Origin of the sequence: Brevibacillus parabrevis (genome assembly GCF_003710905.1) — a bacterium.
Lineage (GTDB): Bacteria > Bacillota > Bacilli > Brevibacillales > Brevibacillaceae > Brevibacillus > Brevibacillus parabrevis.
On sequence record NZ_RHHV01000001.1, the window covers coordinates 1 to 22,172 of the forward strand.

19 protein-coding genes, 7 tRNA genes and 1 pseudogene are annotated in these 22,172 nt (G+C 49.8%); 23 read left to right on the forward strand and 4 right to left on the reverse strand.

The genetic code is table 11. The annotated features are described in order from the left end of the window. Window positions 1–30 precede the first annotated feature (30 nt). The 8 genes from EDM60_RS00005 (at window position 31) to rocF (ending at window position 1,782) form a co-directional block, all read left to right on the forward strand. Window positions 31–106 (forward strand) — tRNA-Val (locus tag EDM60_RS00005). An 18-nt stretch (window positions 107–124) separates the two neighbouring features. Next, window positions 125–209 (forward strand) — tRNA-Tyr (locus EDM60_RS00010). Between the two features lie 15 nt (window positions 210–224). After that, a tRNA-Gln gene (locus tag EDM60_RS00015) sits at window positions 225–299 on the forward strand. Window positions 300–304: 5 nt separating this feature from the next. Continuing rightward, window positions 305–380 (forward strand) — tRNA-Lys (locus EDM60_RS00020). A gap of 22 nt (window positions 381–402) precedes the next feature. Then, window positions 403–479: transfer RNA gene (locus EDM60_RS00025), tRNA-Arg, on the forward strand. Between the two features lie 15 nt (window positions 480–494). After that, window positions 495–571: transfer RNA gene (locus tag EDM60_RS00030), tRNA-Pro, on the forward strand. 49 nt (window positions 572–620) lie between these two features. After that, window positions 621–694 (forward strand) — tRNA-Gly (locus EDM60_RS00035). A 191-nt stretch (window positions 695–885) separates the two neighbouring features. Then, window positions 886–1,782: an arginase gene (gene rocF / locus EDM60_RS00040; protein ID WP_063229045.1), complete on the forward strand. Its 897-nt coding sequence runs from the start codon at window positions 886–888 to the stop codon at window positions 1,780–1,782. Window positions 1,783–1,874: 92 nt separating this feature from the next. Here rocF and EDM60_RS00045 read toward each other — a convergent pair whose 3' ends face one another. Continuing rightward, window positions 1,875–2,024, reverse strand: a complete 150-nt coding sequence (locus tag EDM60_RS00045) for an aspartyl-phosphate phosphatase Spo0E family protein (protein ID WP_063229046.1) — start codon at window positions 2,022–2,024, stop codon at window positions 1,875–1,877. A 178-nt stretch (window positions 2,025–2,202) separates the two neighbouring features. Between EDM60_RS00045 and sigW the strand changes: the two genes are divergently transcribed. The 7 genes from sigW (at window position 2,203) to EDM60_RS00080 (ending at window position 10,124) form a co-directional block, all read left to right on the forward strand. Next, window positions 2,203–2,766: an RNA polymerase sigma factor SigW gene (sigW, locus tag EDM60_RS00050; protein WP_063229047.1), complete on the forward strand. Its 564-nt coding sequence runs from the start codon at window positions 2,203–2,205 to the stop codon at window positions 2,764–2,766. Window positions 2,767–2,783: 17 nt separating this feature from the next. After that, the gene (locus tag EDM60_RS00055; RefSeq protein ID WP_122962140.1) at window positions 2,784–3,407 is read left to right on the forward strand and encodes a zf-HC2 domain-containing protein; all 624 of its coding nucleotides are present in this window, start codon (window positions 2,784–2,786) and stop codon (window positions 3,405–3,407) included. A gap of 107 nt (window positions 3,408–3,514) precedes the next feature. Then, a complete protein-coding gene (gene cdaA, locus EDM60_RS00060; protein WP_007780837.1) occupies window positions 3,515–4,333 on the forward strand; it encodes a diadenylate cyclase CdaA in 819 nt (272 codons plus the stop codon). Next, the gene (locus tag EDM60_RS00065) at window positions 4,326–5,573 is read left to right on the forward strand and encodes a CdaR family protein (protein WP_122962141.1); all 1,248 of its coding nucleotides are present in this window, start codon (window positions 4,326–4,328) and stop codon (window positions 5,571–5,573) included. Before cdaA ends, EDM60_RS00065 begins: the two co-directional genes overlap by 8 nt. A gap of 43 nt (window positions 5,574–5,616) precedes the next feature. Further along, on the forward strand, window positions 5,617–6,963 hold the full coding sequence (glmM, locus tag EDM60_RS00070) for a phosphoglucosamine mutase (protein WP_122962142.1): 1,347 nt from the start codon (window positions 5,617–5,619) through the stop codon (window positions 6,961–6,963). Window positions 6,964–7,423: 460 nt separating this feature from the next. Then, window positions 7,424–9,256, forward strand: a complete 1,833-nt coding sequence (gene glmS, locus EDM60_RS00075; RefSeq protein ID WP_122962143.1) for a glutamine--fructose-6-phosphate transaminase (isomerizing) — start codon at window positions 7,424–7,426, stop codon at window positions 9,254–9,256. Window positions 9,257–9,650: 394 nt separating this feature from the next. Further along, window positions 9,651–10,124 carry a DUF6896 domain-containing protein gene (locus EDM60_RS00080; protein WP_122962144.1) on the forward strand — a complete coding sequence of 158 codons (474 nt, stop codon included), beginning with the start codon at window positions 9,651–9,653 and terminating at the stop codon, window positions 10,122–10,124. 315 nt (window positions 10,125–10,439) lie between these two features. On the opposite strand, the gene glpT is transcribed toward EDM60_RS00080, so the two are convergent. After that, the gene (gene glpT, locus EDM60_RS00085; protein WP_122962145.1) at window positions 10,440–11,804 is read right to left on the reverse strand and encodes a glycerol-3-phosphate transporter; all 1,365 of its coding nucleotides are present in this window, start codon (window positions 11,802–11,804) and stop codon (window positions 10,440–10,442) included. A 215-nt stretch (window positions 11,805–12,019) separates the two neighbouring features. Here glpT and EDM60_RS00090 point away from each other — a divergent pair. Then, window positions 12,020–12,202, forward strand: a pseudogene (locus EDM60_RS00090) (oligopeptide/dipeptide ABC transporter ATP-binding protein); the annotation flags it as partial. 182 nt (window positions 12,203–12,384) lie between these two features. Further along, entirely contained in the window at window positions 12,385–14,904 is a 2,520-nt protein-coding gene (locus EDM60_RS00095; protein WP_122962147.1) for a DEAD/DEAH box helicase, read from the forward strand. A gap of 122 nt (window positions 14,905–15,026) precedes the next feature. On the opposite strand, the gene EDM60_RS00100 is transcribed toward EDM60_RS00095, so the two are convergent. Together EDM60_RS00100 and EDM60_RS00105 are read right to left on the reverse strand one after the other, a co-directional pair. After that, window positions 15,027–16,178, reverse strand: coding sequence for an epoxide hydrolase family protein (locus EDM60_RS00100; protein ID WP_122962148.1), 1,152 nt, complete (start codon window positions 16,176–16,178; stop codon window positions 15,027–15,029). Window positions 16,179–16,296: 118 nt separating this feature from the next. Beyond that, window positions 16,297–16,686: a MarR family winged helix-turn-helix transcriptional regulator gene (locus EDM60_RS00105; protein WP_122962149.1), complete on the reverse strand. Its 390-nt coding sequence runs from the start codon at window positions 16,684–16,686 to the stop codon at window positions 16,297–16,299. Window positions 16,687–16,870: 184 nt separating this feature from the next. Here EDM60_RS00105 and EDM60_RS00110 point away from each other — a divergent pair, with 184 nt between their 5' ends. The 6 genes from EDM60_RS00110 to EDM60_RS00135 all read left to right on the forward strand — a co-directional run bounded on the left by EDM60_RS00110 (window position 16,871) and on the right by EDM60_RS00135 (window position 22,113). Then, a complete protein-coding gene (locus EDM60_RS00110; protein WP_122962150.1) occupies window positions 16,871–17,533 on the forward strand; it encodes a response regulator transcription factor in 663 nt (220 codons plus the stop codon). Then, the gene (locus tag EDM60_RS00115) at window positions 17,533–19,011 is read left to right on the forward strand and encodes a sensor histidine kinase (protein ID WP_122962151.1); all 1,479 of its coding nucleotides are present in this window, start codon (window positions 17,533–17,535) and stop codon (window positions 19,009–19,011) included. Before EDM60_RS00110 ends, EDM60_RS00115 begins: the two co-directional genes overlap by 1 nt. Before the next feature lie 71 nt (window positions 19,012–19,082). Then, window positions 19,083–19,634 carry a hypothetical protein gene (locus EDM60_RS00120; protein WP_122962152.1) on the forward strand — a complete coding sequence of 184 codons (552 nt, stop codon included), beginning with the start codon at window positions 19,083–19,085 and terminating at the stop codon, window positions 19,632–19,634. A gap of 128 nt (window positions 19,635–19,762) precedes the next feature. After that, window positions 19,763–20,641, forward strand: coding sequence for a helix-turn-helix domain-containing protein (locus EDM60_RS00125; protein WP_233454166.1), 879 nt, complete (start codon window positions 19,763–19,765; stop codon window positions 20,639–20,641). A 113-nt stretch (window positions 20,642–20,754) separates the two neighbouring features. Then, complete coding sequence (locus EDM60_RS00130; RefSeq protein ID WP_167470221.1) at window positions 20,755–21,177, forward strand: nuclear transport factor 2 family protein; 423 nt, start codon at window positions 20,755–20,757, stop codon at window positions 21,175–21,177. Window positions 21,178–21,333: 156 nt separating this feature from the next. Then, a complete protein-coding gene (locus tag EDM60_RS00135) occupies window positions 21,334–22,113 on the forward strand; it encodes a TrmB family transcriptional regulator (protein WP_122962155.1) in 780 nt (259 codons plus the stop codon). Window positions 22,114–22,172 lie beyond the last annotated feature (59 nt).

Consider the following 22,172-nt stretch of genomic DNA (forward strand, 5'->3'; position numbering starts at 1 on the left):
ACGCAATCTCTTCACTTTGTGAGGGACTTCGGAGGCTTAGCTCAGCTGGGAGAGCATCTGCCTTACAAGCAGAGGGTCGGCGGTTCGATCCCGTCAGCCTCCACCACTTTTTATAGCTGAAAATGGGGAGATAGTGAAGTGGCTAAACACGGCAGACTGTAAATCTGCTCCCTCCGGGTTCGGCGGTTCGAATCCGTCTCTCCCCACCATTTTTTTCGCGTTTTTGGGGTATAGCCAAGCGGTAAGGCAACGGACTTTGACTCCGTCATTCCTAGGTTCAAATCCTAGTACCCCAGCCATTTGCGAGCCATTAGCTCAGTTGGTAGAGCATCTGACTTTTAATCAGAGGGTCGAAGGTTCGAGTCCTTCATGGCTCACCAGTTTTTACTGGTAAAAAAATATGTGCCCTTAGCTCAGCTGGATAGAGCGTTTGACTACGAATCAAAAGGTCGGGAGTTCGAATCTCTCAGGGCACGCCATTTTCACCTTATAATCGGGAAGTAGCTCAGCTTGGTAGAGTACTTGGCTTGGGACCAAGGGGTCGCAGGTTCGAATCCTGTCTTCCCGACCATTTTTACCCTTCATTTTTGCAGGGTTTTGCATGTTTTCCATAAAGTTGTGCGGGTGTAGTTCAATGGTAGAACTCCAGCCTTCCAAGCTGGTCGCGTGGGTTCGATTCCCATCACCCGCTCCATATGTTTTGTGTAAAGCGAGTGGCCGATTCGGTTGCTCGTTTTTTTGTGCTTCCCAAAAAGGGACATTTTTGACAATAACATGACAAACGGGTTATTTATGCAAAATCCTGTCGAGTTGAGTCATTTCGCCATCGGAGGCTACAATATAGGGGTGAAGCAACAACGATCGAAGGAATTGGGGGCATTTATAATGAACAAGAACATGAGTATTGTTGGCGTACCGATGGATCTGGGGGCAGACCGCCGTGGAGTAGATATGGGGCCTAGCGCAATCCGCTATGCAGGTGTAGTAGCTCGTCTGGAGAAAATGGGCTTTCACATCGAGGATCGCGGAGATATTTTTGTCACCCGTCCACATCACTTTACGGAAACGGAAAATCATAAATATCTGGATGAAGTTGTAGAAGCAAATGAAAAGCTTGCTGATGTTGTAAGCGATATCATGACCGCTGGCCGTTTTCCGCTCGTGCTGGGCGGCGATCACAGCATCGCTCTTGGTACGATCGCTGGTGTGGCAAAACACGTGAAAAATCTCGGGGTCATCTGGTTTGATGCTCACGGAGACTTGAACACCGGGGAGACATCTCCATCCGGCAACATTCACGGAATGCCGCTGGCAGCAAGCCTTGGCTTCGGACATCAGCGCCTGACGAACATCGGCGGCTTTGCACCTAAGCTGAAGCCGGAAAATGTGGTGATCATCGGAGCGCGCGATCTGGATCAAGGGGAACGCGATTTGATCAAGCGCATCGGCATGAAAGTGTTCACGATGCACGAGATCGACAAGTTGGGTATGGCTCGCGTGATGGATGAAGCGATTGCCCATGTGTCCAAAAACACAGATGGCGTACACTTGAGTCTGGATTTGGATGGACTCGATCCGCATGATGCACCAGGGGTAGGAACGCCGGTGATTGGCGGCATTTCCTATCGTGAAGGCCATGTGTCCCTTGAGATGCTGGCTGATGCCGACATTCTGTGTTCCGCCGAGTTTGTGGAAGTAAATCCGATCCTTGATCGCGAAAACATGACGGCACGGGTTGCCGTTGCGTTGATGAGCTCTGTATTCGGAGATAAATTGCTGTAAAATGAAGGGGTAAAAAGCAAGAAGAGAGGCTGCAATCGCCTCTCTTTTTGCTTTTTACGCATCTTTACATTGGTGGAAGAAAGAAGTACATTCTAAGGATGGAGATGTAGTTCGTTTAATAGGTGATCAAGTTGCACGCTTAGGGCGACTAATTCAGGAGTGATGGATGCCTGCTTCTTGTACTGATCATTCAGTTCTTTGCGCAACTGCTCGATCTGGAGGAGAACGTCTTGTTTTGACATACGTCCCACTCTCCTTTCCATCGGAGGGATGAAAGAGTTATCATCACTAATATATAGAGGTAGGCAGTAGCCTTATTCCTCTAATTCCCAACAAATTACCTGCACAAACGCGTATTTGGAACGAAACCATTTGCAGTATCATCCGTATATAGGATTACGGTATTGTGGGGAGGATCGCATGGATTTTGTAGAGAAACGGTTGACTCAGCGGGCGAAGCGTGGAGACCGCGAAGCATTTGCGGAGTTGATCGAGATTTATAAAGACAAGATTTTTCAGCTTGCATATCGTATGGTAGGGAACCGTCAGGATGCGGAGGACATCGCGCAAGAAACCTTTTTGCGCGTGTATGCCAACCTGCATTCGTACGATGACAGCTACAAGTTCTCCACATGGATCTACCGGATCGCAACCAATCTATGTATCGACCGCGGCCGTAAAAAACGACCTGACTTTTCATTGGATGAAGAAACCGAACCAGGACAGGGAATGGACTGGTATTCGCGCCTGTCTTCTAGTGAAAAAACACCAGAAGACAAAGTCGTGACGCAGGAGTTGCAGGAGACAGTACAGGATGCCCTGTCTCATTTGCAGCCCAAATATCGCTCGATTATGATCTTGCGCTACATCGAGGACTTGTCGTTGCAAGAGATCAGCGATATCGTAAAACTTCCCATTACGACGATTAAAACGCGCATTCACCGAGGACGGGAAGCGTTGCGAAGCAAGTTGCGATTGATGTGAGAAAGGAGAAAATCACGATGGAATGCCGGGAAATGATAATTCTCATTCACGAATATTTGGATGGGGACACTGATGAATTAGCCAATCAGCATTTGCAAGCACATATAAGGTCATGTGCGAGCTGCCGCCAGCATATGCACGAGCTGCAGCGGGCCATCGCTTTTGTACAGAGCGCTTCACATATTCATGTTTCTCCTGATTTTACTGCACGCGTACTCGCGCAATTACCTGCGCCGACCAAAGCCAACCTTTTTTCCAGCTGGCTGCGCAATCACCCGTTTTTGACCGCGGCAGCAGTATTTCTGTTCCTCATGACGGGCAGCTTGTGCGCGAACTGGTTCGATCGGGACAACACGCTACAGGTATCCTCCGCGAACATGGATAAGTTGAAAATAGATCGGCAACGCAACGTCGTCGTGGTGCCGGCTGGAACGAGCATCGACGGTGATTTGGTCGTGCGCAACGGCAATGTAGACGTTCAAGGACACGTCAAAGGAAATGTCGTAGCCATCGAAGGCAAAGTGTTCGTGGCATCTACCGCTCAGGTGGTGGGAAACACTGAATCTATAGAAGCTATTTTCGATTGGATTTGGTATGAGGTGAAAAATATTGGAAATGACTTGCTTCCGATCTTGCCATAAGAGAAAATAGAGAGTACAGCTATCAACAGCACGGCAGTGGAGCCGTGCTTTTTCCGCAGGAGACAGGCTGACCTTATTTAGATGGAGCGAGATATGGGGGCTTCGTTATGATATCGATGGATTATGGGGATTTACTGCGGTATGGAACGGATATTTTACTCGTTACATACGTGATCTATAAAATCATTATGCTCATCCGCGGAACACGCGCGGTACAATTGCTGAAGGGGATCATGGTTATCGTCATCACCTGGCTTCTCAGCAAATACTTCCAGCTGACGACGCTTCACTGGCTGATGTCCCAGGCGTTTACTTTCGGGGTATTGGCTGTGGTCATTATCTTTCAGCCGGAACTGCGGCGTGCGCTGGAGCAGCTCGGGCGAGGCAAGCTCTTTTCGCGTTCGAGCAGCCTGCAAGATGACGACATGGTAAACCGCGTGGTGCAGGAAGTGTGCAAATCGGTTACCTACATGGCAAAACGGCGGATTGGGGCATTGATCGTCATTGAACGCGAGACAGGTCTGAACGACTATGTAGAGACGGGCATCGCCATCAACGGGCGGGTGAGCTCGGAGCTTTTGATCAATATTTTTATTCCGAATACGCCATTGCATGACGGAGCCGTGATCATGCGCAAGGACGTCATTTTGGCTGCTGCCTGTTACCTTCCGTTGTCCGAGAACAACTCCATCTCCAAGGAGCTGGGGACTCGTCACCGCGCCGCAATCGGCGTGAGCGAGGTTTCGGATGGCATGTCCATTATCGTTTCGGAAGAGACGGGACAAGTGTCTTTTGCCGCGCATGGCGCGATGAACCGAAATCTGACGGAGGCGCAACTGGCAGAGATGCTGACCGAACAGCTCCAGCCTCTGTCAAAGGGCAAGTCCATTGGCAGTCGTTGGCAATGGAGGCGAAAACATGGATAAATGGTTGAACAGTCATTGGTTTGCACGGGCCGTGGCGCTGCTTTTGGCTGTCATGATGTGGATGGTCGTCAATCTGGAAACAGAGCAGACCCCGACTCCGGAAGCGAGCCAGCCCGTCTTTATTGACGGCGTGACCTTGCACGTCAAGTACGATACGGATCGTTTCCAGGTCGTCAAGCAGCAGCGAACGGTAAAAGTCGCTTTGGAAAGCAACAACCCGTTTTACCGCCATAACTTTTTCCCGGCTGATTCGATGGAAGTATACGTCGATGCGACCAATTTGGGAAAAGGGACTCACAGGGTTCCTGTCCAGTACAAAGGGTTTCCGGATGAAGTGAAAGTGGGCATCATTCCGAACATCGTGGAAATTACGCTGGAAGAGAAGAAGACAGTGGAACGGGAAGTTACCGTGGAAAAACTGGGACAAGTAGCTCTCGGCTATACCGCGGGTGAACCGATCGTCAAGCCGTTCAGGGCGCTTGTCAGAGTTCCGGAAAGCCAGGTAGACAAAGTGGCGGCAGTCAAGGCGTCCGTCGATCTGGAAGGGGCCACTTCCGCGATTAAGACTACAGTCCCACTCAAAGTCGTGGACAAGTCAGGAAATGTGATTCAAGGGGCGGATGTCATTCCGCTGACGGTTGAGGTAAACATCCCGGTCACCAGTCCTTTTGTGAAAGTGCCGATCAAATTAAACTTGACGAATGAAATGCCGAATGGCTATAGTTTGGCTAGTATGGATATGAATGTGGATGAAGTGACCGTTTTTGGTCCGAAAGAGGTCATCGACGCCATGAAGGCGAACACCTACTCAGGACCGGAAATCGATCTTAGCAACATTACATCAGATCGTCTTTTGGAGCTAAAGATACCGTTAGCGGATAACATCGTGAAGGTAGAGCCGGAGTATCTCAAGGTATCGTTGAAAGTAGTTCCGTCCACAACCAAGCGTTTGGAGAAAATCCCGATTCGCATCAGCGGGTTGTCAGAGACTATGCAAGCCAGGGTGTTGTCCACCGATGGTCAGGAGCTGTCTACAATTGACTTTGATGTAATAGGTGCAGCCCAAGTGCTGGATCAATTGAGACACGAAGACTTGCAGGTCGTGGCAGACGTCAGCAATATGCCGGCTGGTGTGTACGAGGTGCCTCTGAATTATATTTTCAATCAGCCGGATTATATCAAGACTTCTGCGAGCGCACCGAAAAAGGTCACAATCGAAATCACGAACAAACAAAGGTAGACATAAGCTGTTGTGTGCACAAGGAAGGAAATGAGGGACAAACATGGGGAAGTATTTCGGAACAGACGGTGTGCGTGGTGTAGCCAATACACAATTGACACCCGAACTGGCATTTAAAATCGGTCGCGTTGGCGGCTACGTTCTCACCAGACACAAGCAGGAAGGCAAACCAAAAGTGGTGATTGGGCGCGACACGCGCATTTCCGGACAAATGCTGGAAAACGCGCTTTTGGCTGGCTTGCTTTCGGTTGGAGCAGAAGTGGTCAGATTGGGTGTCATCTCCACCTCGGGTGTTGCGTATCTCACGCGTGCATTGGGTGCGGATGCGGGTGTCATGATTTCCGCCTCCCACAATCCGTTTCCGGATAACGGAATCAAGTTCTTCGGCAGCAACGGTTTCAAACTGTCCGACGACGTAGAAGCCGAAGTGGAACAGTATCTGGACGCCGCAGAGGACACTTTGCCAAGACCAGTAGGAGAACAGATCGGCACGGTATTGGAATTTCTCGAGGGTGGACAAAAGTATCTCTCTCACCTGAAAAGTACCGTATCCGAGCGTTTCGACGGTTTGAAGGTTGTTTTGGACTGTGCCAATGGAGCGGTGTCGTCGCTGGCAGCCCGTTTGTTTGCAGACGTGGACGCAGAAGTGATCACCATCGGGGCCAACCCGAACGGAGTCAATATCAACGAACAATGCGGCTCTACCCATCCTGAGCGACTTCAGGAGGAAGTGCTGAAGCATAAAGCTGACCTGGGACTTTCTTTTGACGGCGATGCGGATCGCTGTATCGCGGTCGACGAGACAGGCGAAATCATCGATGGCGATTACATCATGGCGGTTTGCGCACGTGCGTTGAAAGCAAAAGGAAAGCTCAACAACAATACTGTTGTAACAACCGTTATGGCCAATATGGGCTTTTTCAAAGGGATGGAGGAGTGCTCCATTCATACAACCAAAACGGCTGTAGGCGACCGCTACGTGGTGGAAGAGATGCTGCGCGGCGGCTACAACCTCGGTGGAGAACAGTCCGGCCACATCGTCTTCCTGGATTACAATACGACAGGTGACGGCCTTTTGACAGGCTTGCAGCTGTTGAACATCATCAAGGAATCGGGCAAGCCTTTGTCCGAGCTGAAACAGGTGATGGTCAAGTATCCGCAGCTTTTGATCAATGTCCGTGTAGAGGACAAGTCGAAGTTGAACGGCAACGTAGCGATCGAGCAGGCGATCCGCGAGGTGGAAGAAGAGCTGGCAGGCAACGGCCGTGTGCTGGTTCGTCCGTCCGGTACAGAGCCGATTGTACGCGTGATGGCAGAAGGCCCGGATGCTGCTCAGCTGGAAGGGCTTGTACACCGGATCGTCGACGTGGTCAAACAGGAACTGGTATAAAAAATGTTCGGAGGGAGTGGTGCGATGCCACTCCCTTTTGCATACATGTAAATGACGAAGATATTGTCGCTTCGTTCGATCTGTGGTACAGTGTTCATGTGCGCCGGAGCACCAATTGCAAAAATTGGGAGGAGATTGAACAGACACATTTTTGAGGGAAAGCAAGAAACCAACAGTCGTAAAGCGCCAGCACTGTGGCTGCCCGACATGGAGCCCAGTGGACGAGGTGGAGGTTTATCGAAGATTTCGGCGGGTACCTCCCGGCAGCAGTATCACTGCCGCAGAACGCAAGGACAAAGCATCAGGGTGATCTGATGGACAAAACTTTGCGTGTGATACGTTTCAAGCCACGGATTAGTACAAAAATATAGATCATAAAACATGGAATGGCGGGGGCACTCCCCCGTACCATTGGTTTTGGGTTGTGTCCCCGTCAATTTTGGAAGGGGATCATACACTTATGTGCGGAATCGTTGGATATATTGGAGATAAACAAGCGCAAGAGATCGTTATCGGAGGTCTGCGCAAGCTGGAGTATCGCGGTTATGACTCTGCTGGTATCGCGGTAGTGAATGACAACGGCCTGGAATTGGAAAAGGCGCAGGGACGCCTTGCAGTGCTGGAAGATCGTTTGGAGTCGAAGCCGCTTTCCGGCTGCATGGGAATCGGGCATACACGTTGGGCGACGCACGGAAAACCGTCTGACGAAAACTCCCATCCGCATACTGACGCAAAAACGTCTTTTGCTGTCGTTCACAACGGGATCATCGAGAACTTCCTGCCGTTGAAGGAAGAGCTGCTTGCAAAAGGCTACACGTTCACTTCCGAGACAGATACCGAGGTCATCGCTCACTTGCTGGCTGACATGTACGACGGAGATATCGTGTCTACAGCGCGTCGAGCTGTGCAGCGTATGCGTGGTGCCTATGCGTTGGGAATCATGACCGAGCATGAGCCAGATAAGCTGGTAGCGATTCGTTTGGCTAGCCCGCTTGTGGTCGGCGTAGGTCAAGGCGAGAGCTTCATCGGCTCGGATATCCCGGCTATTTTGGAGCATACACGTGACGTATACATTTTGAACGAAGGCGAAATGGCTGTTTTGACTCGCGACGGCGTGGAACTGATGGACGCAGAGAACGGAGAAAAAATCGAGCGAGATCTGTTCCATGTCGAGTGGGATTTGGTGCAAGCGGAAAAAGGCGGCTATGATTCTTTCATGCTGAAAGAAATTCATGAGCAGCCTCAAGCAGTCCGCGACACGATGGGCGCACGCATTGACCACGAGAACAAACGCGTCATTTTGCCTGAGCTGAAAATGAGCGATGCCGAGCTGGCAATGTACGACCGAATCTACATTGTCGCTTGCGGTACTTCCATGCACGCAGGTCTGGTCGGCAAAGACGTCATCGAAAAATGGACTCGTGTACCGGTAGAGGTAGCTGTAGCTTCCGAGTTCCGTTACCGCGACCCGATTTACACGGACAAAACGTTGATGATCGTCATCAGCCAATCCGGTGAGACAGCAGACACGCTGGCTGCGCTCCGCGAAGCGAAGAAGAGCAACGTGAAGGTCATGGCCATCACGAACGTAGTAGGCAGCTCTGTCGCGCGCGAGGCGGACGAAGTGATCTTCACCTGGGCTGGTCCTGAAGTAGCCGTAGCTTCTACCAAAGCGTACACTTCCCAAGTGGTAGCCCTGTACCTGTTCAGCCTGTATCTGGCGCAGGTAAAAGGCACGCTGGAAGCGGCCGAGGTAGCAAGCGTAGTGGAGCACTTGGAAACCATTCCTGGCAAAATCGCATCGATGCTCGAAGACGCTGAGCAAGTGCGCCATTTTGCAGAGAGCACAAAAGGGGTAAACAGCCTGTTCTTCATCGGCCGCAGCCTGGACTACGCGGTATCGCTGGAAGGCTCCCTGAAGCTCAAGGAAATCTCCTACATCCACTCCGAGGCGTACCCGGCTGGCGAACTGAAGCACGGTACTCTTGCGCTGATTGAAGATAACGTACCAGTCGTCGCATTGGCTACACAACCAGACATCTACGAAAAAATGGTGAGCAACATCGTGGAAGTCAAGGCGCGCGGCGCCCATGTCCTGGGCTTCGCAACCGAAGGCGACCAAGACCTGGCAAAGAGTGTGGACGAAGTCATCTACCTGCCAGCCACGCTGCCAATGCTCGCACCGATTCTGACCGTCATTCCATTGCAATTGCTCGCTTACTACGCTTCGATCTCTCGCGGCCTGGACGTGGATAAACCACGGAATTTGGCGAAGAGTGTTACGGTGGAGTAGGGGAGATAGGGCTAATATAGCAAGTGTTTGGTTATAAAAAAGTATGAAACTCCAAGAAAAGTCCCGATGATGCTTTGTTAGGTCATCGGGATTTTTATTTATAAAAAGGGCTGTTGTGCTTGTGCAGTGACAATCCAGTTTTAGACAGATGAATAAAGGAATAGACTGGATGATAAAGTTGTAACACTAAGCTCGCAATGCAAGCTTGCAGACTTTGGGACTGGCAGAATTTTTGGCAAAGGTGCGGAGCAGGTTGGATATATCTTTTGTACTTCCTGAATAACTGGACGTTCTGCGAAATTGCAAGGAAGCATATTCGCAGGGGGAGTTGGTAAGAAACGATTAAAGGAAAACTTTATCTGAAAAATATAAATAGCACAAAAGGCGGTAATGTATGAACACGCTAACCAAAGAAACGGTAGATGAATTGTTGGCAGCAATGGACGCTTATAAAGAAATTGCGCAAGAACTCATGGATAAATTAATATTGGAAACAAACCAGCCTGAAAAATCAGAGATAATAAAAGGAAGTTACTACTTAATTTCAAATGCGGAATTACTAAACGGTGAAGAACATTTAAGCGGTAATTGGTACTTTGATGTTCATGGAGAGCATTGCATGTTTGAAAACTTAGATACCGGACAAAAATTGGAAGTTTCCCTCGGGAATAAAGACGATATTGGAAATATTGATCCTTACTTTTTTTATGACTTCTTGAAAACAACTGAGGATTTTAAACACTTAATTCAATATTTTGCAAACCCGTTTGGTGATATGTTGAATTTTTTTGAGGCATTAGAAAAGCGAAAAATACTTGTACATATTCACGGTGTTGAATACAGAAAGATTCTTCAGAATGAAAAATAATTTTGTTCGTTGATGAGCGCTTCTACGGAGAGGCAAAAGAAATTCGGCGGGGGACGAAAAGGTTTTCACCGAACACGAAGGTATATTGTTTCCCGACGCAATGGGGGATGGGTGCAACCGGAGAAGCCATGAGAATGCTGCAGCAGTCACTAATTTATTAACCATGATGTAAGATTGTTCTCTATTTGGACTATGTAGAGGGGCTAGTCATCCGGTGAGTTGAATACCAGGAAGAAATCCGGCGAAGACTGATTATTCATCACATGAAAAAGAAGGATAAAAATCACAACGATTTTCATCCTTCTTTTTGCTATTTTAATGATTTTTAACGACTTCCTGCCCCCGCACATTCCACGTCAGCGCAAAAACAAGCGCAGCCACTACGCACGAAGCTGTCAGCAACATAAACCCTGCATCCCAGCCGGAGGCGTCAACGATAACCCCCATCAATGCATTTGCGGAGACCGTACCGCCAAGGTAACCAAACAGACCTGTCAGCCCTGCCGCGGTTCCGGCGGCCTTTTTCGGAACAAAATCAAGGGCTTGCAAACCAATCAGCATGACTGGACCGTAAATCAGGAACCCGATCGCGATCAGGCAAATCATATCGACTAAGGAATTTCCAGCTGGGTTGAACCAGTAGACCAGAACAGCGATCAATACGCCGAGCATAAAGACAAACCCCGCGGGTCCACGGCGGCCCTTGAACAATTTATCGGACAGCCAGCCGCACAGGAGCGTTCCCGGAATGCCTGCCCATTCGTATAGGAAGTAAGCAACGCTCGACTTGTTCATATCAAAGCCTTTTTCCTCGCTCAAATAGGTTGGCGCCCAGTCCAGAACGCCGTAACGGACGAAATAGACGAAGATGTTGGCAACTGCGATGGCCCAAACCCATTTGTTGTTCAACACATATTTGAAAAGGATTTCTTTTGTGGAAAATTCTGTTTCAAACGTTTTCTTCGTCTTGGTTGGATAGTCATTGCGATATTCTTCGATAGGCGGCAGGCCGACTGACTGCGGAGTATCGCGAATTAAGAAATACGTAATGAATGCAAAGACAATGGCAACCAGAGCAGGCAGGATAAATACGCCTTCATACCCGGAACCGATAGTACCCGAAAGTCCGGTGAACATCGCTGCACCTGCAACAGCAAGAGGGGCCATCAAGCCTCCGCCAACGTTATGGGCAACATTCCAAATCGCTGTTTTGCCTCCTCTTTCCCTTACACTAAACCAGTGTACGAGGACACGTCCAGATGGAGGCCAGCCCATTCCCTGGAACCAACCGTTCAGGAATAGCATTACAAACATAATCGTGACGGATGAGGTGAAGTAAGGGACAACGCCCATCAGCAAACTGATAAGTGCAGAAAGAATCAAACCGGCGGGTAAGAACATTCGCGGGTTGCTTCGGTCTGAAAAAATGGCCATTACAAACTTGCTGATCCCGTAGGAAATCGAAATGGCAGATAAGGCAAAACCAAGCTCTGATTTTGTAAATCCTTCTTCAATCAAATAAGGCATGGCGAGCGAGAAGTTTTTGCGGATGAGATAGTACGCCGCATAACCAATGAAGATTCCTAAAAACACCTGAAGCCTGAGCTTTTTATACTCAGAATCAATTTGTTCGTCAGGCAATCTGTCAATAGGCGGTGCAGGCCTAAACAGTTTGAGCATCGTATTCCTCCCCTAAAGTAATTTCTAACAAAGATGACGATACACGCAAAAAAACCCATACTTTAATGGCGCTTTCAAAAATGAAAGTGCCAGAAAGTATGAGTCTCCGAGTCTCCATCAAAGTTAACTTGTCATTAAATATATTCTATTATTCAGTGAAAACGTTGTCAATGAAGTTATTTTGGCGGGATTAGCTGTGCCGATTCCTAACCCGAAGAAGAGAGCGGGTAATCCTTCGCGGCGAAATCCCGTCTCCCTTGAATCTGCCATCAGGCTGCGTTTTTCAAACCAGATGTCCGTTTGTGAAGGCAGCTTGCAAAGAGCTGACTCCCGTTAAACAAGAAGCAGCTCCCAACCATTGTGTAGCCTGCCATTTATACGAAAGCGGAGAGCGTTAGCCTCGTTAGCCTACACAGCTAACGCTTTTCCGACTTTCTACGCGAAAATAAACCGAGCTGGCAGCAGAAGGGGGTGGCTCTCTCGATAACAAAAAAGTTGCCACTCCCCCTCAAAATTGATATTTTATATATGCATGCGCACGCAAATAAAATCAAACACGGATTCTATAAGGAGCCACCCCATGAACTACTTTCTCAATCAGCAAAAAATCAAACAAATATGCGGCGATATCTCGTTTAAAAAAGGGAAGAGGTACTTTGCAGAAAAGCGGGTAAAGCTCATCCATTACCATCCCGGCCAGTCGATTTTCCGGGCGACTGTAAATAGCGGAGCGCTGTTCGACGTCACGATTAAAAAGGACAATAACGGATACATCTACGCGGAGTGCACCTGCCCGAGACTCTCTTCTTACCACAAAAGCTGCCAGCACGTTGCGGCTGTTCTCCTCTGCTTGCACGATATACAGGTCAATGGCTTACCTACCCAGCAAGTTTCTCCGCGCCAGACTCCTTCGCCATTATCAGCTGCAAAAAGGATCGAGCACCCGGAACCTACGCCGGCACGCAGCTTGGCAGGGGATTTAGGCATCGACGACCTGGCAAAAGGAAAAGCAACGGCTCGTTTCAAAGGCAAGCTGTTTCTGGACAGAATCAAAAACAGGCTGCTGGCGGGTTTGGAGTTTCACTATGATGCGATCGTCATGAATCCATTGGAAGCCATGCATGACGACATCTCAACCGAAGCACGCCTCAGCCAACTGGGAGAGAAGGAGCAGGAAATTCTTCGGCTAATGAAAGAGAGCCTCGGTACGCGAACGGAGAGCGGCTATTATTGGAGCAACGATGAAGAGGAGTACCATTTTTTGGTCCACATGGTTCCGCAGCTGCAATCGCATGTAGAAATCCATGCCACAACAGCGGTGCGGGACCGCATATGTAAAGCAGATACGCGGCCAACGGTCAGGGTGGAGGTTGACGAGCGCACCGATTGGCTCATCTTTCAGTTTGATATGCGGGGAGTTCCGGAAGTAGAGATTCGCGAAGTATTGCTGAGCTTGAGTGAAAAAAGGAAGTTTTACCGACTGCGGGATGGCCGCTTGCTGTCTTTGGAGGCAAAGCAGTTTGCAGATGTGGGCATGTTGCTTGAACAGCTGAACAGGGGCAGAGCGCAGGTCGTGGAGGGCAAAATTCGTGTCCCGTTTGTTTTTGGTCTACAGCAAATGGCACAGACACCAGAGAGTATCCTGACGAAAGGAAGCTCTTTTCAACAGTGGGTGGAGGAACTGAAAAATCCGAGGAAGTCCGACTTTCCCCTTCCTCCGCAGCTTGCGCCCATTTTGAAAAGCTATCAACAAGAGGGGTTCCAATGGTTGAAGCGTTTAGCCCAAAATAACTGCGGCGGGATTCTTGCGGATGATATGGGGCTGGGGAAAACGCTGCAAAGCTTGGCCTTCATCGCCGCAGAGCTATCGGAGATCAGGGCGCAGGGCAAACCAGTTCTGGTCGTAGCGCCTTCCTCGCTTATGTACAATTGGCTGCACGAGTTTGCCAGGTTCACACCGGAAGTACGTGTTACGGTTGTGGATGGTCTTCATCAAGAAAGAAAAGCGGCGCTGGAGCGGGCCAGTGAGACAGACGTTTTCATCACGTCGTATCCGTTATTGCGAATGGACAGTCATTTCTATCAAAAAAGGGTGTTTCATACGCTGTTTCTCGATGAGGCACAAGCTTTTAAAAACGCCGATTCGCTGACGGCAAAGGCGCTCCAAAAACTCCAGGCCGCCAATCGCTTTGCGCTGACAGGCACGCCGATTGAAAATAACATCGAGGATGTCTGGGCGATTTTCCACGTTGTTTTTCCGGGGTTAATGCCGGATCGCCAAGTTTTTCATGAGCTTTCGCGCGAAAAAATAGCACAGCTGATCGCGCCGTTCATGCTTCGCCGGATGAAGGCAGAAGTGCTCAGAGAGCTGCCAAGCAAAATGGAAACCATTCTGACCTCCGACTTGCTGCCTGAACAAAAAAAGCTGTACGCCGCTTACTTGGCGAGGCTCAAGCATGTTTCCCTGAAGCATGTCGGCAAGGATACTTTTCAGGAAAATCAGATGAAAATCTTGGCTGGCTTGACGAGGTTGCGCCAGCTTTGCTGTCATCCGGGTTTGTTTTTGGAAGGGTATGCAGGAGGCTCGGCGAAGCTTGCGCAGCTCGGCAAACTGGTGGTGGAGTATCGGCAGCAAGGCAAGAGAATGCTCATCTTTTCGCAATTCACGGAGATGCTTGCGATCATTAGCAAGGAATTGAGTCAAAAGGAATGCAGCCACTTCTACCTGGACGGTAATACAGCCGCCAAGGAGCGGGTACAGCTGTGCGATCGGTTTAACAAGGGAGAGAGGGAAGTGTTTCTCATTTCGCTAAAAGCGGGAGGGACAGGCTTGAATCTCACAGGGGCAGACACGGTTATCCTGTACGACCTCTGGTGGAATCCGGCTGTGGAACAGCAGGCAGCCGATCGCGCGTATCGCTTGGGGCAAAAGAAAGACGTTCAAGTCATCAAGCTGATCGCGCAAGGAACGATTGAAGAGAGAATACATGAGTTGCAAACCAGTAAACAAAAGCTTTTTCAAGAAGTTATTCAACCGGGGGAAAATCAATCGTGGAAGCTTACGGAGGAGGGGATTCGAGACATTTTGGAGATAAGATAGAGGGAGCTGTCCTTTTGGAAGGCGGGGTAGACACGTCAAAAAACCTGTAACAGCGTTTTTTTGCTGTTGCAGGTTCTTGAGGTTTGACGGTCTATTTTCAAGCACGAGCGTGGAGGCGGAGGTTATTGAAAATAAGCTGCGCGCAAATCTTCGGCGACCAGCGCTGGCTCCTCCCATTCCAGGAAGTGTCCTCCGCAATCAAGCTGGACCCAGCGCGCGATATTCGTGCTGCGGGCCGCCCATTCGCGTGGCATTAAAAACATGTCGGAGCCGGCCATCAGCATGCACGTAGGGACTTTTACATCCAGATGGAAGCTGTTGCTGCGCGTACACTCTGCATACAACCGGATCGAGGAAGCGATCGTCTGGGTCACCCAATACACTGTCAAATTCGTCAAAAGCCGATCCCGTCCATAGCGGTTGACGAAATCATCGGGGCGGTCTGTCCAGGCATGGAATTTTTCCAAAACCCAGGAAGCCAGACCTGCCGGAGAGTCGTTCAAGGACACGGCAACCGTTTGCGGCTTCGTCGCTTGCAGCAATGCGTACGCCCACTCTGATTTCATCCAGGCGGCGGAGTTGGCGATAAATTCTGCCTCGGCTGGCGTGATATCGTCAGGAACCTCCGCGACGAGGAGATTCGTACCCGAGAAGTGCAGGCCGATGAGCTGCTCTGGATATTTGTGAGCGAGGTGCATGAGCACACCTTGTCCCATGTCGCTGCCTCTCCCGATATAGCGCTCGTAGCCCAACACCTTCGTCATCAGAGTGGAGAAAATGTCAGCCATGTAGGCGATATCCATGCCGGATTCACTTGGCAGACCAGAGAAGCCATAGCCAGGCAAGGAAGGGATGATGACATCAAAATCTTGATCTGCCTGTCCGCCATAAGCGGCCGGATCAGCCAGGAGCGGGGCAATCTCCGCCATTTGCACAAACGAGCTGGGCCAGCCGTGGAGCATCAGGAGCGGCTTGGCCGAAGGACTTTTTCCGCGGAGGTGGATGAAGTGGATCTCGATACCGTCAATCGTTGTCATATAGTGCGGCAGCTCATTCAAGGCTTGCTCCTGTTTGCGCCAGTCAAAGCCATCGCTCCAATAGGCGACGAGATCGCGCAAGACGACATCGTCAGTGCCGTAGCTCCATCCTGTATGTTCGATTCGGTCGGGCCAGCGTGTCTGTTTGAGCCGATCGGACAAATCATCGAGGATTTGCTGATCGACCGAGATTTGGAAAGGACGGGGAGCGGTAAAGGATAGAGGGCGACTGTTCATTGGTTTATTCTCCTTGTAGAAAAGCAAGATACAAGCTGCTCTTTTATTTGTGTGCGCACGCACATATAATATAACAAGATGCTTTTTGTTCGTCAACGCTCATGAAAAAGCAGCATGTTCATGAAATCGTGATCGAGATGTTTTTCTTGTTCATCCCATTACGGATAATAGCGGTGATGTCCGGCAAGATTCCTTGATAATCGGCTCTTCCCTGGTCGGAGAGGCGAACCAATGAGCTGCGGCGATCGGTTTCATTTAAACGGCGTTCCACAGTATGGCAAGTTTCCAGGCGACTGACAAGACGGGAAACCGCGCTGTGGCTCAGATTGACCATTTTGCTCAGTTGGTCGATGGTAAGTCCCGCGCCAGTGTCGTCGTTGAGCACAGTGATGACCATAAACTCACTGACGGTTAAATCGTAGTTGGATTTAAGGAATTTTTCCAATTGCTGATTGAGGGTTACGTACAACTGATCGAGAGCCATCCACGTTTGCAAAGCATCTTCCATGTTCCAAAACCACCTTTTGCAGCCTAAAGATATATTGATTTTACTGTATCTCTCCTGCACGTTCAAATTGTAAAAATATCTTCACTCGCTATGAACGAAAAAAGGATAGGTTTTTACATTTCTTTGACAAGAAAATACGAAGCTGCTGCCATAATGAATGAAGGAAAAAATGGGGGAGGAACGTATGGCTTATTCCATTTTGCTTGCAGAGGATGATCCGTCTATCGCCGAGCTGCTTCAGCTGGCGTTAACCGCTTCCGGCTATCACTGCAAAATCGCAGGGGATGGACACATCGCGAAGCAGTTGTTGGGAGATGGCGGCTACGATTTGGCATTGCTGGATATCATGCTGCCGGGACTGGATGGATACCAGTTGCTGGACATTTGCAAAGAGAAGCACGTACCCGTTATTTTTGTGACTGCCAAAGCGAGTGTGTTGGACAAGGTGCATGGATTGCGGTTGGGGGCTGAGGATTATATTGCAAAGCCGTTTGAACTGTTGGAAGTATTGGCAAGAGTGGAAGTTGCGCTGAGAAGGCGGGTTCAAGAGACAGAGGAGATGCTGCTGATTGGCGACGTGAAAGTAGATTGTGTTGGGCGCAAAGTGTACAAAGCGAACGAGCTTATTACTTTGACGCCGAAAGAGTATGAACTGCTGGCGTTTTTGCTGCAAAACCCGAACATTGCCTTTTCCCGTGAAAGCCTGCTCAGCCAGGTGTGGGGTTTTGACTTTTACGGAAGTACGCGAACGGTGGATACGCATATTTTGAACCTGCGGACAAAGCTCGGGCTGTCCAGCTACATTCAGACGGTGCACAAAGTTGGTTACCGATTGGAGCTGGCGTGATGTTGCGGACAGACGGACAAATGCCTCTTTGGATACGGATTTATTTGCTGGCATTCGGCTTGAGTGCGGTGATTATTTTGTTCTTTTGCTATCAAATCACGGCTGTCTCAAGTGAGCATAGCATGCAGAGAGAATATAGCCGCTCGCTGGACAGGCATGTGATGTTTGCGAGTGCGATGAAAATGTATGCAGCTTCCATCGAGAAAATGGCGTTCAATCCGGGGTTGCGGCAAGAGTTGTTGACGAGAGCGGCACAAAATTACGGGCGGTACTATACAGATGGCAAAAGCTATATCGCGATGACGAGTCTGGATGGAGAAAAGCTGTACAGCAGTTTTTCCCCAGCGGATGAAAAGATCATGGAACTGGACCCGCCAAAAGACGGCAGGCGGAGCTTCGTGATTCGTCAATCGGGTGAGCACAGCGTCCTGTTTGTATCAGGCTGGATGAGCATAGCGAGCCAGCTCTATCGTCTCGACTATGAAAACGATGTGACCGACATGGTAGCTGGTCAGCAGACTCTCGCTACACAAATCGCCCTGTGGTTTTCCGCAGGGATGATTTTGCTTGCGATCGGTTTGTATGTCCTCATCCGTCATGCGTTAAGGCCGCTCGCCCAGCTGGGTACGCAAGCAAAAGCACTTGCCAGGGGAAACTACGATCCGCGCATTGCAGTGGCTCGCCGGGACGAAATCGGGCAATTGGCGCTAGAGTTCAATCATATGGCCGATGCTGTTCAATCCCACATGGAGCTTCTGCGCAGAGAGGTAAAAGAGCGGGAAACCTTGATTGCCAGCCTTGCCCATGAATTGAAAACGCCGCTCACGTCGATTATGGGCTACGCCAGTTTGCTGGAAAACTATGAACTGGAGCAAGCCGAGAAACAAAAAGCGCTTCGCCTGATTCACTCGGAAAGCAAGCGGCTGGATGACATGTCCAAAAAACTGCTGAATCTGTTCCGGCTGGGCAATGGGCGAGTGGTGCGAAAAGAACAGGTCAGGGTCGCTCAGCTTTTGGAGCACCTCGACATGATCTCGAAGTTGTCGCTTGCGGGCAAAGGGCAGTCATTGGTGATGAAATCCGTCGTGGAGACTGCCTTGGTGGATGAGGAGCTGCTGTACGTTTTGCTGAATAATTTGGTGGAAAATGCCTCGAAAGCGTCGGGTTATCACGAGACGATTTTCCTCAGTGTTTATGCGGAAGGGGAGTTTGTTGTCTTCTGTGTAAGCGATAAGGGCTGCGGCATTCCGGCGGAACATGTAAGCGATGTGTTTCAGCCGTTTTTTGTGTTGGATACTGCCCGGAATCGAAAGTACAGCGGCCACGGATTAGGCTTGTCCCTTTGCAAGGCGATTGCGGAAGCGCACGGGGGGAGTATTTCCATCGTCAGCAGTTTGGGAAAAGGGACGAGTGTCTATATACGAGTGCCGAACGGACAAGTTTTGCAAAACGATGACAGAACGCAGATGGAAGGATGACATGCCGGTGATACGCTAACGGTGTCGAACATCCGGAGGTTCGGCCTCATTTCTTGCAGGGAGGGAATCGTATGGAAACCAGCAAAAAAACAAACAGGAAGTCTCGATTGCTGCTCGGCCTTGCCGCAATCGGCACGCTCGCTGTCGCATCCAGTTTTTCCGTGGCGACGTATGCGCAATCTGTGCTGGATGGCAAGATGAATGTGGTCATGACGGAGGCTGCACCACCGAAAGAGCTTGAGGGGAAAGAGACGGTTGCGGATGCTTCCAAACAGCAAAATGCACAAGCCGAGTCCCAAATAGTTTTTCCAACCGCCATGTCCAAAGAGCAAGCCGAGCCGTTTATCAAAGCGGCAACGGAAGCTTTCAAAGCGAGGAAGATCGAGCTGCCCCAGCATGGCTACTGGATTAGCAGCAAATATATCGACAACGAATCAAAAGACGTGCAAATTGACTGGTACCCAAACAGCTTTGACGGTATCGGGCCGATGAACGACATCGAGGGCAAGGTGTATTTCGTCTACTTTACAAAAGCCGATTTGCAAAAAGGGACGGGTGAAATCCAGACTGTGCGCGTGATTGAGCAAGGCGGGATGCCAACTGCCGCCAGTTCCGCAAATTAGCTTATGACAGTGAAGGAAAAGAGTCGCGTATGCGGCTCTTTTTCAGGTGACGCCTGCTCTGTGGCAAAAAGCGGCGTATGCTATACTGGCTGATACGAAAAAACTATTCGGGAGACAGGGTGAGCGCAATGGATGGAGCGATCAAGGAGTTTTTATCTAGCGGTGCAAAGCCGATTTTGTCCAGCGATGATCTGGGGTGGTCGAACATCATGCTTTCCCGGTGGGAGAACATACCGCCTGCCCACCTGTACGACGCTTCCCTCGCCAAAAGGCATGTCATGGCCATACATGGCACACAGGAGCCGCTGAACTTGCAGTTTTTTCAGCACGGCAATCGAACGGAAAAAAAGCTGGCGCCAGGCGATATTCAGTTGTTAGCAGCGGGCGAGAAGTGGTCCTGCCGCTGGACAAGAGCGATCTCTTTTGTGAAGCTTGCGATCGATCCGCTTTTTCTCGACCAGGTTGCCGAAGAGTCGGGGTTTGGGCATACAGACAAATGGCAGCTGGAACAAAAGCCCTTGGTCAGGGACGAAAAGCTGATCGTGCTCACCCGCTGGATGATGGAAGAAGTGCTCAACGGCGGAGCCAGCGGAAAGTTGTACAGCCAATCGCTTGCGACGACGATGGCAGTCCATTTGCTTCGGAACTATACCGCAGACGCCAGAAGTAGTGTGGCATCGTCTACAGCGACAAACGAGCAGGTGACGGCCGCAATCGAATACATGCGCATGAATGTGGAACAGGACATTTCCTTGAAGGAGCTTGCGGTGGTTGCCAATATCAGCCTGTCACAGTTGGTGAGGTTGTTCAAACAGCATACGGGAGTGACACCGCATCAATATTTGATCCGGTTGAGAATGGAACGGGCCAAGCAGCTCATTCGCTGCGGCCACAAGAGTTTAAAGGAGGTTGCTGCCCAGAGCGGCTTCGCGGATCAGGCCCATTTTACCAGGCAGTTTAAAAAAGCGACGGGCTTGACCCCGTTGAAATACGCGTCCTCCCGTTGAAAGGAGCGCGATTTTTCACAAAAACTTGCGCATTCTGTTCAATATTTTGCGGCAAAGCTGGCGCTATACTTTGGGGGCAGGTTTGCCAAGAAATGAAAAGGAGTGGAGCAGGAATGAAAGCAGCGGAAATCGTGAGCGAGTTTTTTCAACGGGAGGCTAACCAGGATATACAGGGAATGGGGAGCTTGATGAGCAGCGACATCGTCTATGAGATGCCGTTCGGTCTGCAAGCGGGCCAGATCAAGGGCAAGGAAAAGCTGCTGCAATTGCTTGATCAGTTCATTGGAAAAGAGAACGGGATGTACGCGGCGTGGGAAATCAGCAACATCCGGGTGTACCCGGTTGGCGATGGGAAGACCGAGCTTGTTTTCGCAGAAATGGAGAGCAAAGGGACTGTGAAGCAAAGCGGGTTTGCGTATGCCCAATCGTACGTCAGTCTCGTGCAGGTAAGCGATGGACAAATTTGTTTGTGGAGAGAATATTTTAATCCGATTCCGTTGCAGCATGCCCTTGCCTCGATTGACGATCACAAGTAGTCGTCTAAACCCGCTGGCAGGAGCGAGGAATGCGTTCCACTTTACCGTGATAGCAGCAGATGCTGGAACGGGAGTTGGGAGTTGACTTCTTCGCAAAACGATAGTAGTATTTAAAAACACCACTAAAAACAAACGGATAAGAAAGGAGGTAGAGCCATGATTGATGAGCTGCGAAAAATCGGATTATCCGATCTGGAAGCAAGATGCTATTTGGCGCTTCATGAGGACCCGAAGATTTCCGGTTATGAGGTTGCCAAAAAAGTATCCGTATCCCGCACGAATGTGTATGCGGCCCTGCGCTCTTTAACGGAAAAGGGCATATGCCGGGTGATCGAAAGCGAGCCTGTGCTCTATGATGCCGTCCCGATTGCACAGCTTGTTCGTCTGCTGAAAACGGAATTTGAACAAACAACGCGTGTGCTTCAGGAGCAATTGAATGCTGTCCCCACTACGCCGCCGTCTTTTTACAGTTGGCAAGGTGACAAAACGATCGAAACGGTTATTCATCGCCTGATTGCGAATGCGGACAAAAGCATTGTCGTAGATATTTGGTCCGAAGATGTGAGCTGGGTGGAAGAGCCGCTTCTGGAAGCGGAAAAGCGCGGGGTTGCTGTTACGCTGATCTCGATCGGGGAATGCAACACGAGCGTAAAAAATGTGATCATTCACCAAAGAAGCGAAGAGTGGAGCTCGGTTCGCACGCGAAAATTTTCGATTTTGTGTGATGTTCATTCCGCTTTGCTTGGCAGCTTTGGGAAAGGCATCAAGCCCACCGCTCTGGAAACAAATCACCCTTCGCTCATTGAGCTGTTGCAAAACACGTTTTACCATGACCTCATCATGGAGCAAGTGGAGCGCGATTTTGGCAAAGAGCTGGAAGCGAAGTACGGGAAGCATTATGAGCGGATCATTGATGCGTACAAGGAATACTTGTAAAACAGTATTCCTCTATTTTTGATCTGTAAATAGTAGTATTTAAAAATACTCCTAAAATA

Excerpts from the sequence above, each read along its gene's own strand:
- rocF (WP_063229045.1), top strand. The coding sequence starts at position 886 with ATGAACAAGAACATGAGTATTGTTGGCGTACCGATGGATCTGGGGGCA.
- EDM60_RS00045 (WP_063229046.1), bottom strand. The coding sequence starts at position 2,024 with ATGTCAAAACAAGACGTTCTCCTCCAGATCGAGCAGTTGCGCAAAGAA.
- sigW (WP_063229047.1), top strand. The coding sequence starts at position 2,203 with ATGGATTTTGTAGAGAAACGGTTGACTCAGCGGGCGAAGCGTGGAGAC.
- EDM60_RS00055 (WP_122962140.1), top strand. The coding sequence starts at position 2,784 with ATGGAATGCCGGGAAATGATAATTCTCATTCACGAATATTTGGATGGG.
- cdaA (WP_007780837.1), top strand. The coding sequence starts at position 3,515 with ATGATATCGATGGATTATGGGGATTTACTGCGGTATGGAACGGATATT.
- EDM60_RS00065 (WP_122962141.1), top strand. The coding sequence starts at position 4,326 with ATGGATAAATGGTTGAACAGTCATTGGTTTGCACGGGCCGTGGCGCTG.
- glmM (WP_122962142.1), top strand. The coding sequence starts at position 5,617 with ATGGGGAAGTATTTCGGAACAGACGGTGTGCGTGGTGTAGCCAATACA.
- glmS (WP_122962143.1), top strand. The coding sequence starts at position 7,424 with ATGTGCGGAATCGTTGGATATATTGGAGATAAACAAGCGCAAGAGATC.
- EDM60_RS00080 (WP_122962144.1), top strand. The coding sequence starts at position 9,651 with ATGAACACGCTAACCAAAGAAACGGTAGATGAATTGTTGGCAGCAATG.
- glpT (WP_122962145.1), bottom strand. The coding sequence starts at position 11,804 with ATGCTCAAACTGTTTAGGCCTGCACCGCCTATTGACAGATTGCCTGAC.
- EDM60_RS00095 (WP_122962147.1), top strand. The coding sequence starts at position 12,385 with ATGAACTACTTTCTCAATCAGCAAAAAATCAAACAAATATGCGGCGAT.
- EDM60_RS00100 (WP_122962148.1), bottom strand. The coding sequence starts at position 16,178 with ATGAACAGTCGCCCTCTATCCTTTACCGCTCCCCGTCCTTTCCAAATC.
- EDM60_RS00105 (WP_122962149.1), bottom strand. The coding sequence starts at position 16,686 with ATGGAAGATGCTTTGCAAACGTGGATGGCTCTCGATCAGTTGTACGTA.
- EDM60_RS00110 (WP_122962150.1), top strand. The coding sequence starts at position 16,871 with ATGGCTTATTCCATTTTGCTTGCAGAGGATGATCCGTCTATCGCCGAG.
- EDM60_RS00115 (WP_122962151.1), top strand. The coding sequence starts at position 17,533 with ATGTTGCGGACAGACGGACAAATGCCTCTTTGGATACGGATTTATTTG.
- EDM60_RS00120 (WP_122962152.1), top strand. The coding sequence starts at position 19,083 with ATGGAAACCAGCAAAAAAACAAACAGGAAGTCTCGATTGCTGCTCGGC.
- EDM60_RS00125 (WP_233454166.1), top strand. The coding sequence starts at position 19,763 with ATGGATGGAGCGATCAAGGAGTTTTTATCTAGCGGTGCAAAGCCGATT.
- EDM60_RS00130 (WP_167470221.1), top strand. The coding sequence starts at position 20,755 with ATGAAAGCAGCGGAAATCGTGAGCGAGTTTTTTCAACGGGAGGCTAAC.
- EDM60_RS00135 (WP_122962155.1), top strand. The coding sequence starts at position 21,334 with ATGATTGATGAGCTGCGAAAAATCGGATTATCCGATCTGGAAGCAAGA.